We start from the raw sequence: 15,096 nt of genomic DNA on the forward strand, positions 1-15,096 counted from the left end.
GAGGGAGCCGACCATGGCGAAGAGGTACGAGCGCTACGAAGGCTACGAAGGCTACGAAGACGACACGGTCGGCGACGCGGGGCCCGGGGCGCCGCGGGGGCGGGCCCTGTGGGTGGACCAGCCGGCGGGGCGCAGGCGCATGCCGGACCCGGTGCGGAGATCGGCCGTGCGGGCGGTGCTGATCGTCGCGGTGACGCTGACGGACGCGACGATCGCCTTCTTCCTGACGGTCACCGGCTCTTGGCTGGCGCTCCCGCTGTCGCTGTGCGCGATAGCGGGGGTGGTCGTGGCCACGTGGGGCGTGCTCGACGTGCTGATCACCCGGCAGACGTGGAACCAGCGCTACGGGGTGCTCTCGGAGCCCAGCAGTACGGCGCGGGGCCGGCGGCGCGAGCGGCGCAGGGCGCGCCGGGAGGCGCGCTCGGCGCCTCCCCTGCCGCCCCGCATACCCGTGCGCGGCGAGGCGACCGGCATCTGGCCGCCGCAGACGGGCACGGGGCGGGGCTGAGGCCCGCGGGATGAGGCGCCCCAGCTGCGGCGCTCTAGCTTCGGCGGTACATGCGGGTCGCCGTGATCTCGCCGTGGATCGTCTCCCCCTCCGCGAACTGCTGGGGCAGGCCCGGGCGCAGGTGTTCTTCGACGCTGATGTACTTGAGCCCCGCGCGCAGGTCGGCGTCGTTGCGCAGCCGGATGACCAGCGGGAACTCGGCGAGGGCCGTGGTGTCGAACAGGCCCGTGGTGTACAGCAGCTGGACGCCGAGGGCGTCCGAGACGGCCCGCTGGAGTTCCAGCAGGTACGTGGCGTTCGCGCGCCCGATCGGGTTGTCGAGGAAGAGCGTGCCCGCGTGCCGGTGCTTGTCGCGGCCCCGGTCGTTGCTGCGCAGCGCCGCCATCGTGCAGTACAGCGCGATCGCGGCGGTGAGCAGCTGGCCGCCGGAGAACACGTCGCCCATCTGGCCGACCGGGACCCGCTCGGCGCGCAGCACCGCGTCGGGCTTGAGGATCTCCACCGCGATGCCCTTGGGTTCCAGGGCCGCCTGGACCCCGTGCAGCAGCAGCGACATGCCGTCGCGGCGGCCCTCGCCGAAGGAGGCGGTGCTGTTCTTCTTCACGGCGGCGCGGGTCGCCTCGTCGATGACCTCGCCGAGCCGCTCGGTGAGGGTGGCCTGGTCGGGCTCCTCGAAGCGGATGCGCAGGAACTCCTGGCCCGACCACTCCCCCAGGCCCTCGGGGAGCTGGGAGAGCCGCTGGGCGGAGCGCAGGGTGGCCAGGGCCGACTCCACGAGGCCGCGCAGCCGGTCCACGATGCTGTCCCGGTTGCGCTCCAGCTGCGCCAGCTCGTCGGTGAGGACGCGCAGCCGGGGGGCGAAGGCCACGGCCCAGGCCGCGGCGTGTTCGGGCAGGGCGGAGGCGGGCAGTTCGCGGATCTGCTGCCGCGCGGGGGTGCGTACCTGCTCGTAGCGGTTGGCGTTGGCGTGCCGGACCAGGATGTCGCTCGCCTCGCGGACGGCGGCCTCGGCGGCCGACAGGTCGGCGGCGCAGGCCCGTAGCGAGCGGCGGGCCTCGGTGGCGGACTGGCGGGCCTCCTCCAGGCTGCCGGGGTGGGCCACCGGCTCCTGCTCGTCCTCCGGGTGGGTGTGGTCGCGCAGGAGGTCGCGGAGCATGGCCGCGGTCTCGTCGAAACCGCCCGCGCCCTCCTCGGCGGTGCGGTGGGCGCGCAGCAGGTCGGCGTGGGCCGCGCGGGCGGACTCCACGGCGGCGGTGTGGGCGGCGAGCTGGGCGGTGGCGGTGCGGAGCCCGGCCTGGGCGTCCTCGACGTTGTCGGGGATCAGCTCCTCGGGCAGCTCGGTGTGTGCCCCGCCCTCGGCGGGGGCGTGCCGTTCGGCCTCGCCGCGCAGCCGCCCGAGCTGCTCGCTCGCGGTGGAGGCGCGGGTCTCCAGCATCTGCACGAGGGCTTCGGCGCGGGCTGCCGCGGCCTGGCGGGAGGGGCCGTCGGCTCCGTCGGTGCCTTCGAGGAGCTGGGCGGCGCGGGTACGGACCTTGTTGGTGAGGCGGTCCAGTTCGGCGAGGGCCACGGACTCGTCGCTCTCGGCGCGGGCCTGTTCGGAGCGCAGGTCGGCGCCGACGCCGACCTTCTCGTAGAGCTGGGATGCGGCGCGGTAGGCCTCGCGCAGCGCCGGGAGCGGGGCCTTGGCCGTACCGTCGCCCTCCGGCAGCGGATCGGGGGCTCCGGCGATCTCGGCGCGCTCCGCGCGCAGCGCGCGGGCGGTGCGGCGGGCGTCGTCGGCGGCGCGCTGGGCGGCGCGGCGGTCCTCGTCGGCGGCGCGGGCCCGGTCGAGGCAGACCTCGGCGCGGGCCTCGGACTCGGCGGCATCGTCGGCGAGTTCGCGCAGCTTGGCCTGCCAGCCGGCGCGCTCGCGCAGCCGGTACGCGAGGCCCGCGAGGGCGTCCGCGACGCGGCGGGCGCGCTGGGCGGTGTCCTGGCGCTCGTCGCGGACGCGGGCGGCGTCGGCGGCGGCCTCGTCGGCCTCGGCGCGTACGGTACGGGCCTCCGCGAGCTCGGCGTCGGTCTCCTCGGCGAAGCCGCGGGCGGCGGCCGCCTGCTCCGCGAGCTCGGCGAGACGGCCGGGCGGGCAGCCGGTGCGCCAGGACAGCAGCCGGGCGGCGAGCTCGCGGTCGCCGGACAGGCGGGCGGCGAGCTCGCGGATCTCGGTGTCGCGGGCGGTGGCGCGGGCGCGCAGCGCCTGGCGCTCCTCGTCGGCGGCGTGCTCGTCGTGCATGGCCGGGTTCGGCGGAACGATGAAGATGCCGGAGGTGCCGGACCCCGTGGCGTCGCCGGCCGGGGGAACCGGCGCCAGCAGGGCGGCGGCGGTGCCGACGGCGACGGTGGAGCGGGGCAGCAGGGCGGCGCCGGAGAGGACCTCGCGGGCCCTGGAGTGGGTGTCGGGGTCGGTGATGACCACGCCGTCGACGAGTTCGGGGCGGGCGGCGAGGACGGCGGCGTGGTCGGCCGGGTCCACGGACTGGGCGAGGTAGCGCCAGCCGGGGAGGGCCGGGATGCCGTGTTCGCCGAGGAACTCGACGGTGGCGAGGACGTCGGGGCCGGGCGGCAGCAGGCCGCCGTCGCCGAGGGCGCCGAGGATGCGGGAGTCGTCGGCGGCGGCGGTGCGCAGGTCGAAGAGCTGGCGTTCGGCGGTCGCGACTCCGTCGGTGAGCAGGGTGCGGAGGTCGTCGGCGCCCCGGTCCAGGTCCTCGGCGGTGAGCCAGCCGGTGGCGGCGGCGCGGACTGCGCCCGGGGCGGCGGGGGCGCCTGCGGCACCGGCGCCGGTGCCGCCGGGCGTGGCGGGGTGCCCCGCGGGCGGGGTTCCGGCGGAGCCCCGGCCGGGGGCGTCGGCCCCCGGCCGGCTGGGAGGCGTACCGCCGTCGGCCCGCGGGGACGGGTCGGGGGTGCCGGGGGCCGACGGGGCTCCCAGGAGGGCGGCCAGGCGCGGGGCCCCGGCGAGGGAGGCGGCGGCCCGGTGCTCGGCGTCGTGGGCCGCCTCGGCCGCGTCGGCGGCGTCCGCCGCGCGGGCGGCGGTGAGTTCCGCGCGGGATTCCGCCGCGGCGGCCTCGCGGGCGGCCTCGGCGGCTGCGCGGGAGGCCTCGCGGGACTCGTCCCAGGCGGCCACGGCCGTCTTCTCCGCGTCGGCGGCGGCCAGGGCGGCGCGCGCCGGGTCGGCGTCGGGGGCGGAGTCGTCGAGCCAGCCGGCCCGGACGGCCTCGGCGGTCTCCTGCTGGACCTCGGCGAGGCGGGCGCGCAGGTGCTCGGCCTCGCTGCGGGCCCGCTGGGCGGCCGTGGCGGCGGCGGTGGCGGCGCGATGGGAGGCTTCGCCGGTCTCCTGGAGGGCGGCGGAGCGCTCCTCCTCCTCGTTGGCGGCGCGCTCGCCCTGCTCGGCGGCGGCGTGCAGGGCCCGTACGAGCTCGGTGGCGGCGGTGGCGCGGGCGGCGAGCGCCGGGGCGGCGTCCCGCTCGGCTTCCAGGATCGCGGCGGCGACCCGGGCGGAGCGGTCGGCGGCGGAGCGGTGGCGCAGGACGTGCTCGGCGGCCTGCCAGGCGGAGTGCAGGGTGCGGGCTTCGAGCAGCTCGCGGCGCTGCGCGGCGGCGGCCTTGTCGGCGACGGTCAGGGCCAGCGAGGCGTGCCGGTAGGCGAGTTCGGCCGAGACGGCGGCGCTGCGGGTGCGTGCGGACTCGGCGGCGGTGACCTGGTGGGCGGCTGCGGTGACCCGCTGCGCGAGGTCGGCGGCGCGGCCGCGCTCCTCGCCGGCGCGGGCGGACAGGCGCCGGGCGAGGGTGCGCGTACGGCGTTCGGCCCCGGCGTGGACGTCGCGGAGCCGGGAGCGGGCCGCGGCGGCCTCGACGATCTTGGTGAGGAGGTCTACGGAGCCTGCGGTGAACTCCCGCTCGGCCATCAGCTCGGCGCGGCGGCCGAGCTTGTTGCCGAAGCCGTGGACGAGGTCGGCGAGGCCGTCCGTGTCCCGGGTGTCGGTGACGGCGCGCAGCAGCAGGTCGGTGAAGTCGGAGTCCTTCTTGACCGCGAAGAGGCCGGCGGCCTCGCCCTCGTCGGCGTTCATCTCGCGCTGGTAGCGGAAGAGTTCGGGGTCGAGGCCGACCTCGGTGAGGTGCTCGTTCCAGCGGTCGTGGATCTCCTCGAAGTACACCTCCAGGTGCGGGTACGCCTTGCCCGCCTCGGTCAGGGCGTCGCGGAAGCCCTTCATGGTGCGGCGCCGGCCCTGGGCGCCGGAGGCTCCTTCCACGGGCGGGCGCACCGAAGTGGCCTCGGACACCGGGAGGTTGTCCAGGCTGAGGCCCGGGCCGGGGCGGAAGGAGTACCAGGCCTCGGCGAACTTGCGCGGGTCGTTGGAGACTTGGCGGCCGCGCCATTCGCTGACCTTGCCGACGACCACGCACTCGCCGGTCTGGGTGTGCTGCCATTCCAGCGCCACGTGTCCGCAGTCGTCGGCCAGCAGGAACTTGCGCAGGACGCCGGAGCTCGCGCCGCCGAGGGTGTTGCGGTGGCCGGGCAGCATCACCGAGAAGATCAGCTTGAGCAGGACGGACTTGCCGCCGCCGTTCTCCAGGAAGAGCACGCCGGCGGGGGCGGGGCGGCGGGGCGGGCCGGTGGGCTCGTCCTCGAAGAACTCCGCCTGGGTGGGCGCCGGGTGGGGCACCGGCTCGCCGACTCCGCGCAGGTCGAGCACGGTGTCGGCGTAGCGCGCGCCGGCGGGCCCGATGGAGTAGAGGCGGATCCGGGACAGCTCGTACATGGCGGCGGACTCTCGTGGTCTTTCGTAGGTCGTACGGGGACGGGGTGGCGGGCGGCGCGGGTGGCGCGGGTGGGGTGGGTGGGGTGGGTGGCCCGGGCGGTTGGGGGGGCGGCTCAGGCGTGGAAGGGCAGGCCCGCGTCGGCGGCGAGCTCCAGGTCGTCGCCCTCGGGCGGCGGCAGCAGGCTGGCGGAGCCGTCGCTGACGGGGACCACGCCCAGGTCGAGGAGCTCGGCCATGGCCGCGCTGCCCGCCATGTCGCGGACCTGGAGCTGGTAGCGGGGGGTGGTGCGGTACGTGCCTCCGGCCTCGTCCCCGGTGCGCTGGAGGAAGCCGGAGTCGGTGAGGAAGGCGGCGGCCTTGCCGACGATGCCGGTGGTGGAACCGGCCAGCCGGCGGGCGTCCTTGGTGGCGCCGGTCGCGCTGCGGCGGGTGTAGACCCGCCAGGCGGCCTCCAGGCCGGGGGCGTCGGAGGCCGGGTCGGTGTTCTCGCCGAGTTCCTCGGCGCGCTCCTCCAGGCGGCGGCAGGTCTGCCGGACGAAGGCGTCGACGCCGTTGACGGTGATCCGGCCGATGTAGCCGTCGTCGGCGAGGTCCTCGGGGCGGGGGAAGGCCAGGGCCGCCACGGCGAGGTGGGCGAGGCCGTGCAGGAAGCGGTCCGCGGAGTCGGCGGTGGTGCGGCGGGCGTAGTCGCCCATGCGGACGGCGAAGACGGAGTCCTCACCGGCGGCGACGGCCATGCCTGCGCGGGGGGACACCTCCAGGACGACGAGGCCGAGGCCGGTGGCGACGGCGTCGGCGAGCCGGGCGAAGGCGGGGTCCTCGCGGTAGCGGCGCAGCAGTTCGGCGTACTCGGCGTCGCGGGCGGGCAGCAGCTTGGGCTGGAGCCCGAACGCGACGAGGCGGGCCGCGTCTGCGGCGTCCGCCGGGGTCACGGGGGTGGGGCCCGGTGGTGCCGGTGCCGGTGCTGGTGCCGAGGCTGAGGCCGACTGTGCGTCGGGCTCGCTCCACGCGGGGTGCTCGGCGTGGTGGTCGCTCACGGGTGGGTCTCCTCGGCGGTGCGGGTGCTGGTGCTGGTGCGAGTGCGGGTGTGCGGGGCACCTGCGGTGTGCGGGACGGCGGCTCGCGTCCGGGCGTGCGCGGGTGGCCGTGCGGCGGTGGGGCAGGCAGGCCCGGCGGCGGTAGCGGAGCCGGCGGTCACCGCCACAGCGGCGGCGGCAGCGGGGCCCGCTGCGGGGGCGGACCTTCCCCCACCCCGCCCCTTCCCGAAAGCAGGGGCAAGCCCCCACACCCCCGGGTGGGACCGGGCCGCCAGGGGCTCCGCCCCGGCGACGGAGCCTGCGGGCCCGCCGGGGCCGGCGACACCGCCGCGCACGGGCGTGGGGCCGGACCCGCCGCGCGAGGGCGCAGGGCCCGACCCGGGGCGTGCAGCAGGGCCGGGCAAGGGCGCGGGGCCGATCAGCACTCCCCCGCCACGGGAGCCAGGGCCCAGCCCGAGGTGTGCAGGCCAGCCGGGCGCAGGGGTTGGGCGGGTGGCAGGGTCGCGGGAGGGTGTGTGTGCGGGGCGGGCGGTTAGCGGGGTGGTGGGGCGGCGGGTCATGCCGCCTCCGTGCGGTCTGCCGTCATGGCTGCCGCGTCGAGGAGGGCGGTGCCGACGATGAGGTCCGCGCCGCCGAATTCGGGGTCTTCGAGTTCCGTGCCGTCGTCGACCGCGAAGAGGAGCCGCTCCTCGCCCTGGCGGTACGCCGTGCCCACCGCCGGGCTCGCCGCGTGGACCGCCAGCAGGGCGACCAGGTAGGGCAGGTCGGGATCGGAGCGGCGGGCCTCCGCCAGGAGACCGGACAGGCGGCGCGGGGCGTCGTGCGGGAGTTCCAGGAGTGCCATCGCGGCGGCGAGCTGCTCCTCGCTGAAGCGGCTGTCGTCGGGGGTGGCGATCAGGTCCGGCTCCGGCATCTCCACGCCGAGGTGTTCGCGCTCCACCGGCGGGGTCAGCAGGATCTCCACCAGGTCCGCGACGCGGACGGAGACGGGGGTGCGCAGGCCGGCGCCCGACGCGAAGAAGGCGTCCGTGACCCGGATGGCCTGCGCGACGGGGAGAGGGAGGGCGGGGGCCACCAGTTGCCCGTACAGGTCGATGCCGGTGCGCGGCGCGGGGGCCGCGAAGGCCTGGCGGTCCTGTTCGGCGCGGAAGAGCGGGCCCGCGTCGAGCAGTCGGGACTGGAGCTGGGTGTGGCGGCGGATGCAGTCCTTGACGATGTCGACGAGCTCGGCGGCGCGCCGCTTGTTGTCCCCCGTCTTCGAATCAGGCACAGCTTCCGCCTCGTCGCGGGCCTTGCGGATGTTGGTCAGGATCGCGTTCTCGTGGCGGTAGCGGTCGGCGACGTGGTCCAGGGCCTCCGCGATCATGTCGGGGACGGTCACCAGCCAGTCCACGGCCCGCACGTTGCGCCGGGTCGCGTCGAGCGTGCGGCGCAGGGTCTCGGCGTACTGGACGGTGCGGTAGCGGGCCTGTTCGGCGGCGAGCTGGGCGTCGGCGAGCCGGCCCCGGCTGATCAGGACCTCCAGCTTGACCTCGGCGGCGATCTGCGCGCTGGTGACGTCCGTGTCGAGGGCGCCGACCAGGACGTTGACGGCCTCATCCGTGGTGCGCAGGTACACCGTGCCGCCGTAGCCCGGGACTTCCTCGATGAGCTTGAAGTCGTAGTCGCGGCGGACGTACACCCCGTCCGGGCCGAACGTGCCGTAGATCGCGCGGAATCCGCGGTCGACGCTGCCGACGTTGATCAGGTTCTCCAGCACCCAGCGGGCCACCCGCTCGTGCTCGGCCGCGGGGCGCGCAGGTGCCTGGGCGGCGACGCGCGGCAGCAGGCGGGCCACTATCTGCTCGTGGTCCGCGCCGGTGTCGAAGTCCATGTTGAGCGTGACCAGGTCGATCGCGGCGAGCGCGACCTCCGCCATCGCGTAGACCCCGTACTCGCCGGCCAGATTGGCCTTGCGTACGTCGAGGTCGTGCAGCGGGGCGGTGCAGGCGAGCGCGCGCAGCCGCCGGGCCAGGCCCTCGTCGGCGGCCGGGCCCGACGCCGGAGAGGGAAGGGTCTTCGCCGGGGCAGGGAGAGTCACGGGCAAAGACTAGGCGCTGACCCTGACAACATCCCAAACGGGATGGTTCGCCCGATCCTCCCGCCGTCCTCGCGCCGTCGGACGAGAGCGCGGCCCGCGCCCTGTTCTACGCTCACCGCATGGCTCCCATGATCACGCCGGACACCCCGGCGCCCGGCCCGGTAATCCCGGTGATCGATCTCAACGCCGACCTCGGCGAAGGCTTCGGGCGGTGGACGCTGACCGACGACGAGGCCCTGCTGTCCGTCGTCACGAGCGCCAACGTCGCCTGCGGCTTCCACGCCGGCGATCCGTCCATCATGCGGCGCGTCTGCGAGCTGGCGGCCGCGCGCGGGGTGCGGATCGGCGCGCAGGTCTCGTACCGGGACCTGGCGGGCTTCGGCCGCCGTTCCATGGACGTGCCGGCCGGTGAGCTGGCCGACGAGGTGGCCTACCAGATCGGGGCGCTGGAGGTCTTCGCGCGGGCGGCCGGTTCCCGGGTGTCGTACGTGAAACCGCACGGCGCGCTCTACAACCGCACCGTGCACGACGCGGGCCAGGCCACCGCCGTGGTGGCCGGCGTGCTGCTCGCGGCCGGTCCCGGCGGGCTCCCGGTGCTCGGGCTGCCCGGTTCCCTGCTGCTCGACGCCGCCGGGCGGGCCGGGCTGCCGGCCGTCCCGGAGGCCTTCGCCGACCGCGCCTACACCCCGGCGGGCACGCTCGTACCGCGAGGCGAGCCGGGCGCCGTGGTCCACGACCCGGACGCGGTGGTGGCCCGCGCCGTGGACATGGCCGCCGGGCACGTGGTGACGGCCGCGGACGGCTCCCGGATCCCGGTGGACGCCCGGTCCCTGTGCCTGCACGGGGACACCCCCGGGGCGGCGGACCTGGCCCTGCGCGTCCGCGGGGCGCTCGGCGGGGCCGGGGTCCGGGTGGAGGCCTTCGCGTGAGGGCCCTGGAGGCCGGCGCCGGGGCGCTGCTGCTGGAGGTGGACTCCGCCGAGGAGGTGGCCGCGCTTCACGCGGAGCTGCTGCGCCGGCGGGACGCGGGCGAGCTGGGCGGCGTACGGGACATCGTGCCCGCGGCCCGGACCGTCCTGCTGGACGGGGTACGGGAGCCGCGCGCCCTCGCGGCCCGGATCGCCCGCTGGCGGGTCCCCCCGCTGGCGCCGGCCGACGGGCCGCCCCCGGTGACGGTCGCGGTGCGCTACGACGGCCCGGACCTCGCGGAGGTGGCCGCACGGTGGGAGGTGTCCCCCGAGGAGGTGCCCGGCATCGTCGGCGCGATCACCTTCCGGGTGGCCTTCTGCGGGTTCGCCCCGGGCTTCGGCTACCTGACGGGCCTGCCCGCCCGCCTCCACCTGCCCCGGCGCGCGACGCCCCGTACGGCGGTACCGGCGGGCTCGCTGGCCCTCGCGGGCGAGTACGCCGGGGTCTATCCGCGCTCCTCCCCCGGCGGCTGGCAGCTGATCGGGTCCACCGACGCGGTGCTGTGGGACCCGGCGCGCGAGCCGGCCGCGCTGTTCGCGCCGGGGGTACGGGTGCGGTTCACCGAGGCGGGAGCGGCGCTGTGAGGGGGCTGGAGGTCGTACGGGCGGGCGCGCTGACCACCCTCCAGGACCTGGGCCGGCCCGGGTACGCCCACTTCGGCGTCCCCCGTTCGGGGGCCCTCGACGCGGGGGCGCACGCGCTGGCGAACCGGCTGCTGGGCAATCCGCCGGGGGCCGCAGTCCTGGAGACGACCGTGGACGGCGTGGCACTGCGGGCGGTGGGCGGCCCGGTGACGGTGGCGGTCACCGGGGCGCCTTGTGCGGTACGGGCCTGCGGGCGCCCGGTGGCCTGGGGAGCCCCGGTCTGGCTGCGCGCCGGGGCGGAGCTGGAGGTGGGCCGGGCGGAGTCGGGGGTGCGCGGCTACGTCTCGGTGCGGGGAGGTTTCGCGGTCGAGCCGGTGCTGGGCAGTCGCTCGACCGATCTGCTGTCGGGCCTCGGGCCACCGGTCCTGACCGCGGGGGCGGTGCTGCCGGTGGGCGCGCCCGGTCCCGATCCGGTGGCCGGGGCCGACGCCCCGGCGGCGCCGGGCCCGCCCTCGGAACTGGTACTCCCGCTGCGGCTGGGCCCGAGGGCCGACTGGTTCACGGCGCAGTCACTGACGGAGCGCCTGCTGCGCGGCCGCTACACCGTCTCGGCGGCTTCGAACCGCATCGGCCTGCGCACGGAAGGGCCGGCCCTGCTCCGGGCCCGTGGCGGCGAACTCCCGAGCGAGGGCATGGTCCTGGGCGCAGTCCAGGTCCCCCCGGACGGCCGGCCGGTGGTCTTCCTGGCCGACCACCCGGTCACCGGCGGCTACCCGGTCGTCGGCGTCGTCCCACCGGGCCCGGCCCTCGACGCGGCGGCCCAGTCGCCGCCGGGCCTCCCGGTGCGGTTCGTACGGAGCCGGTGAGCGACCGTCCCGCCGCCCGGGGCCCGCCGCCGAACGGCTCCGGGCACCCGGGGGCCGGGTCCGCACGGGGTGTCAGATCAGCGTGTTGTAGATGTTCCAGCCGCCACCGACCAGGGTGCGCTTGCCGCTGAGCTTGTAGCCCTTGGTGTTCCAGGCGCCCTCGTACAGCCAGAGGCTGCCGTCGCGGCCCCGGGCCAGCATGTCGTCGTGCCCGAGCGCGTTCTTGTCCCCGGCGTACGCGAGGGCGGTGAAGGGGCCGAACCCGGTGCCGATCTGACGCCTGGGCTTGAGCGGGGCGGCGACCTCACCGGTCGGGTTCGCCTCGAAGTACCACAGGACTCCGGCCGCGTCCTTCGCCAGGAGCCCGTTGGGGAAGGCCGTGAGGCTCGTGTACTGGTTCCAGCCGCCGCCGACCTTCACGCGCGGCTTGAACGGACGGTCGGGGTTCCCGGTACCGCGATAGAACCAGAGGACCCCGTCGCTGCCCCGGGCCAGCAGGTCGCTGACCCCGTCCCTGCGGGAATCACCCATGCCGACGATCGAGGTGTACTGGCCCCAGCCGCCGCCCACCAGCTTGCGGGACTTGAAGGGATTCACCGGATCCCCGCTCCGCTCGTAGAACCAGAGCTGCCCGGCGGCATCACGAGCCACCAGCTCGGTGCCGTATCCCGGGGGCGCGGCCTCGCTGCCCACGTGGGAAGAGCCGAGACGGGTGATCGTGTCGTAGATGTTCCAACCGCCACCGACCCTCGTGCGCGGTGCGTAGCGGACGCTGCCGGTCTTGCCGTCGGACTCGTACTGCCACAGCACACCGGCAGCGTCACGGCCGAAGAAGGTCGGCCGGTAGGACGCGCGCCCCTCGACGAAATTGATCTTGACGGGGGCGGTGGCCAGCGCGGCTCCGGCGGCGTCCCTCAGGTCGATCCGGCCCCCCATGGAGCCGAACAGGTTGTCCGCGACGTTCATCCGGAGCACCCACGTGACCTTCTGGCCACTGGCGCTCGGGACGACGGTGGCCGTGGGCAGGTCCAGGTAGAGGGTGCCGTCGTCGTCTTCGGTGGTGCCGCCGAAGAACTTGCACGGCGAGCCGGGGACGCCGTTCACCAGGCAGCTGACGTTCCTGAACCCGCTGATCATCCTGGAGGGGGTGTCCCACCCGCCTCCGGGGGTGTTGTCGATCACCATCTGGGCCTTGACGTCACCGGAGAACCCCGCCGGCAGTTCGGCGGTGAACCGGATCTGCGAGACCGGCACGTCACCCGTACGGATGTCGCTGGTCTCCTGGATCACGGTCACCGGCGCGGCATCCTCCGCGGCAGCCGCCACCATCGGAGTGACGGCGGAGGCCGAGGCCATCGGAGCCGCCACGCTCGCGAGGACGGCAAGGCCGGCCACGAGCGCGAGACGGGTACGGCCAGAGGCGCGTCGAGCGGTATTCACAATTCCCCCATAGAACTTCAGGATCCAGGACCCAGGACCCAGGATCCAGGCGTGCGGCGTGCGGCGTGCGGCATCAGCGCGCGCGTGTGCGTTCACCTGTACGACACCGCATGCACCCCGAGGGTTGTATGCCGCTCAACGGATTTTCGACTGGACACGGTCACCGGCGCGGGAGCCTCGGCGCCGGCCCGCACGACCGGGGTGACGGCGGAAGCCGTGGCCAGGGGGGCGTCACCCGGCGAGGACGGCGATGCCCGCGACCAGCGCGAGCCGGGTCCGATGGGTGGCCGGGCGCGTGGCGCGGTGAGTGGCGCGGCGAGTGGCGTTCAAGATGTCCCCGGGTCTTCGCGTCTTCAGACGTGTACGCGTGCACGCACGCACGGACGGACGGACGGCGCTTCGTGCGCCTCGGGGGTTGCACACCGGTCGACAAGTTTGCGGCGCGCATGCCCGCCGCGGGCGCCGGCCCGGGTCGCCCCGGGCCGGCCGCTCCCCGCACTGCTACACCGCCGACTCCGGGGCGATCCGGCTCCGGACCGCCGACTGGACGTCCTCTTCCTCCGCGGGGTCCGCCGCCAGGCGGCGCAGGCGCGGGGCGACGCGGGCGTCGGCCGTTTCGGCGTGGCGGGCGGCCACCTCCCGGGTCGTCTCCTCGCAGTCCCAGAGGCACTCGACGGCGAAGCCCGCCGCGAAGGAGGGGTCCGTCGCCGCCAGGGCCCGCGCGGCGCGGCCCCGCAGGTGGGAGGAGGCCGTCTCGCGGTAGATGTGGCGCAGTACCGGCGCCGCGCAGCCGATGCGGAGCCGGCCCGCTCCGTCGACCAGGGTGAACAGCGGCGTCGAGTCCGGGCCCGAGCCGCGGACGGTGGAGCGCAGGGCTCCGAGGACCAGGGTGGCGTCCTCCGCTCCGCCCCGGGCGGCCAGGAGGGTCCCTGCGGCCGTTCCGAGGGCGTCGGGGCGCTGGACCCAGCGGCGGGCCCGCTCGACGGCGGCGGGGCCGCACATGCGCTCGTAGGCGGCTACGGCCGGCTCGTCGCCGACGGCTTCGATGAGGTCCAGTACGGCCGGGTTCTCCGGCTCGGCGAGGACCAGGTGGTGCAGCGCGGTGGCGCGGGCGGCCTCTCCGGAGGCGCCGGCGGCGGCCGCCAGGATCGCGGAGCGGTCTTCGGGGGTGGCCACGGCGGCGAGGCAGCGGGCGGCCGGGACGTGCAGGGGGGTGCCCCGGCGCAGTCCGTCGGCGGCCCAGTCGAAGACGGCCTGGACGCCCCAGCCGGGCTGGGGCCCGCGGGGGGTGAGCTGGCGCTGCCAGCGGTCGAAGGAGCCCTGCTGGCGGGCGACGCGCAGCCGCTCGGCGTATTCGGGGGCTCCGGGGTCCTCTTCCCACAGGCACCAGGGCCTGGGCTCGTAGGCGTCGCGGACGGCGGCGGCGAGCCGCGCCTCGCCCTCGGCGGTGGCGGGGAAGCGGGCGAGGACGGGGGCGGCCAGGGAGCGCAGTCCCTCGTCGTCGTCGCGCAGGGCGAGTTCGTCGAGGGCCCAGGCCCAGTTGGCGCCCGTGGCGGCGTACCGGCGCAGCAGCATGAGCGCGTCGTCGCGGCCGTACGAGGCCAGGTGGCCCAGGACGGACAGGGCGAGGCCCGTGCGGCGGTCGTCCTCGTCGACGAGGTCGTCGACGCTGAAGAGGTGGGCCTCGATCTCGCCCAGGGGGCCGTCGAGGTCCAGGTACAGGCGTGCGTAGTACAGGGAGCGGTTCTCGACCTGCCAGTCCTGGCGCGGATCGCCGGCCACGCAGTGGTTGAGCGCCGCGAGGGCCTCGGCCCTGGGCGCCGCGAGTGCGTGCAGCGTGCCGTCACCGCGGCCGCGCTGGAGGAGCCCGAGCAGGGTGCCGCTCGGCGCTATGACTGGTTCGAACATGGGAATGGCCTCAAATCAAGCTGGGGACGCAACCGGGAATCGGAATTCACAGGGCCGCGTAACAGCATGTGAGGACGTCCGCCGTCTGGTTCCGCTCGATGTAGACCATTGCCTTCTCACTCTCGTCGGTGTTCTCGGCCAGGGCGGCGGTCCCCACCCGGCCAGGAGCAGGGGCCGGACACCCGTTGTGTCCTGCCCGCTCCTGCCCGTCCGCCCTGTCCGCGAATCGAATCCGACGCCATGATGACCCAGGCGGTTTGTGCGCCGCGACCACATTTAAGGCCGCCGTGACCAACCCGTGAGGTCTGGACCGGCCTGGAACCGGCCAGGGAACGGCCAGAAGCGGACTAGTTGGCTCCGAAAAGTTCCAGCAGGTCGGCCTTGGCGAACATGCGGGCGGTGTCCACGGCGGAGGGCGTTCCGGCGTTCGGGTCGGCTCCGCCGGCGAGCAGCGCGCGGATGACGGCCGTCTCGCCCTTGAAGACCGCCCCGGCGAGCGGGGTCTGGCCGCGGTCGTTGGCGCGGTCGGCCTCGGCTCCGCGGGCCAGCAGGGCCGTGACGGCGTCGGCGTGGCCGTGGTAGGCGGCGAGCATGACGAGGGTGTCGCCGCGGTCGTTGGTGAGGTTCGCCGGGACGCCCGCGTCGACGTACGCGGCCAGGGTCTCGGTCTCGCCCCGGCGGGCGAGGTCGAAGATCTTGGTGGCCAGCTCGACGACGTCCTCGTCGGGAACGCCCGGGGAGTCCGGCGCGTCCGGCGAGCCCTGGGAGTTCTGGGAATCCTGGGAGTCCTGGGAGTCCTGGGAGCCGTTCTCGACGTGCTCACTCATCGGTCGTACCGCCTTTCACGGGCAGGGCTGCGCACGGCACTGCGTCCGTACGGGTGAAGCGTCAGAGTAGCGCCCGGACCTGC

10 protein-coding genes are annotated in these 15,096 nt (G+C 75.8%); 4 read left to right on the forward strand and 6 right to left on the reverse strand.

The window, feature by feature from the left end:
- The first annotated feature begins 13 nt into the window (after positions 1-13).
- Positions 14-508 (forward strand): hypothetical protein, encoded by a 495-nt coding sequence (locus MTF69_RS39485; RefSeq protein ID WP_243341593.1) that lies wholly within the window; start codon positions 14-16, stop codon positions 506-508.
- Between the two features lie 34 nt (positions 509-542).
- Here the strand turns inward: MTF69_RS39485 and MTF69_RS39490 are convergent, their stop codons facing one another.
- The 3 genes from MTF69_RS39490 to MTF69_RS39500 form a co-directional block, all read right to left on the reverse strand.
- Positions 543-5,303, reverse strand: coding sequence for a hypothetical protein (locus tag MTF69_RS39490; RefSeq protein ID WP_243341594.1), 4,761 nt, complete (start codon positions 5,301-5,303; stop codon positions 543-545).
- A 113-nt stretch (positions 5,304-5,416) separates the two neighbouring features.
- The gene (locus tag MTF69_RS39495) at positions 5,417-6,340 is read right to left on the reverse strand and encodes a hypothetical protein (RefSeq protein ID WP_243341595.1); all 924 of its coding nucleotides are present in this window, start codon (positions 6,338-6,340) and stop codon (positions 5,417-5,419) included.
- Between the two features lie 556 nt (positions 6,341-6,896).
- A complete protein-coding gene (locus MTF69_RS39500) occupies positions 6,897-8,420 on the reverse strand; it encodes a hypothetical protein (RefSeq protein ID WP_243341597.1) in 1,524 nt (507 codons plus the stop codon).
- 119 nt (positions 8,421-8,539) lie between these two features.
- On the opposite strand from MTF69_RS39500, the gene MTF69_RS39505 reads away from it, so the two are divergent.
- From MTF69_RS39505 to MTF69_RS39515, 3 genes are read left to right on the forward strand one after another with little or no spacing between them, the layout of a single operon-like run.
- Positions 8,540-9,349, forward strand: coding sequence for a LamB/YcsF family protein (locus MTF69_RS39505; protein WP_243341598.1), 810 nt, complete (start codon positions 8,540-8,542; stop codon positions 9,347-9,349).
- Positions 9,346-9,972 carry an allophanate hydrolase subunit 1 gene (locus MTF69_RS39510; RefSeq protein WP_243341599.1) on the forward strand — a complete coding sequence of 209 codons (627 nt, stop codon included), beginning with the start codon at positions 9,346-9,348 and terminating at the stop codon, positions 9,970-9,972. Before MTF69_RS39505 ends, MTF69_RS39510 begins: the two co-directional genes overlap by 4 nt.
- On the forward strand, positions 9,969-10,838 hold the full coding sequence (locus tag MTF69_RS39515) for a biotin-dependent carboxyltransferase family protein (protein ID WP_243341601.1): 870 nt from the start codon (positions 9,969-9,971) through the stop codon (positions 10,836-10,838). The genes MTF69_RS39510 and MTF69_RS39515 overlap by 4 nt, the downstream gene beginning before the upstream one ends.
- Positions 10,839-10,910: 72 nt before the next feature.
- On the opposite strand, the gene MTF69_RS39520 is transcribed toward MTF69_RS39515, so the two are convergent.
- The 3 genes from MTF69_RS39520 to MTF69_RS39530 all read right to left on the reverse strand — a co-directional run bounded on the left by MTF69_RS39520 (position 10,911) and on the right by MTF69_RS39530 (position 15,013).
- Positions 10,911-12,233 (reverse strand): tachylectin-related carbohydrate-binding protein, encoded by a 1,323-nt coding sequence (locus tag MTF69_RS39520; RefSeq protein ID WP_243341603.1) that lies wholly within the window; start codon positions 12,231-12,233, stop codon positions 10,911-10,913.
- Positions 12,234-12,779: 546 nt separating this feature from the next.
- Positions 12,780-14,186 (reverse strand): HEAT repeat domain-containing protein, encoded by a 1,407-nt coding sequence (locus MTF69_RS39525; RefSeq protein ID WP_243341604.1) that lies wholly within the window; start codon positions 14,184-14,186, stop codon positions 12,780-12,782.
- A 347-nt stretch (positions 14,187-14,533) separates the two neighbouring features.
- Positions 14,534-15,013, reverse strand: coding sequence for an ankyrin repeat domain-containing protein (locus tag MTF69_RS39530; protein ID WP_243341606.1), 480 nt, complete (start codon positions 15,011-15,013; stop codon positions 14,534-14,536).
- Between the last annotated feature and the right edge of the window lie 83 nt (positions 15,014-15,096).

The sequence above is a fragment of the Streptomyces sp. AP-93 genome (assembly GCF_022808175.1).
Taxonomy (GTDB): domain Bacteria; phylum Actinomycetota; class Actinomycetes; order Streptomycetales; family Streptomycetaceae; genus Streptomyces.

Coding starts and splice junctions, on each gene's coding strand:
- MTF69_RS39485 (WP_243341593.1), top strand. CDS start 14: ATGGCGAAGAGGTACGAGCGCTACGAAGGCTACGAAGGCTACGAAGAC.
- MTF69_RS39490 (WP_243341594.1), bottom strand. CDS start 5,303: ATGTACGAGCTGTCCCGGATCCGCCTCTACTCCATCGGGCCCGCCGGC.
- MTF69_RS39505 (WP_243341598.1), top strand. CDS start 8,540: ATGGCTCCCATGATCACGCCGGACACCCCGGCGCCCGGCCCGGTAATC.
- MTF69_RS39525 (WP_243341604.1), bottom strand. CDS start 14,186: ATGTTCGAACCAGTCATAGCGCCGAGCGGCACCCTGCTCGGGCTCCTC.
- MTF69_RS39530 (WP_243341606.1), bottom strand. CDS start 15,013: ATGAGTGAGCACGTCGAGAACGGCTCCCAGGACTCCCAGGACTCCCAG.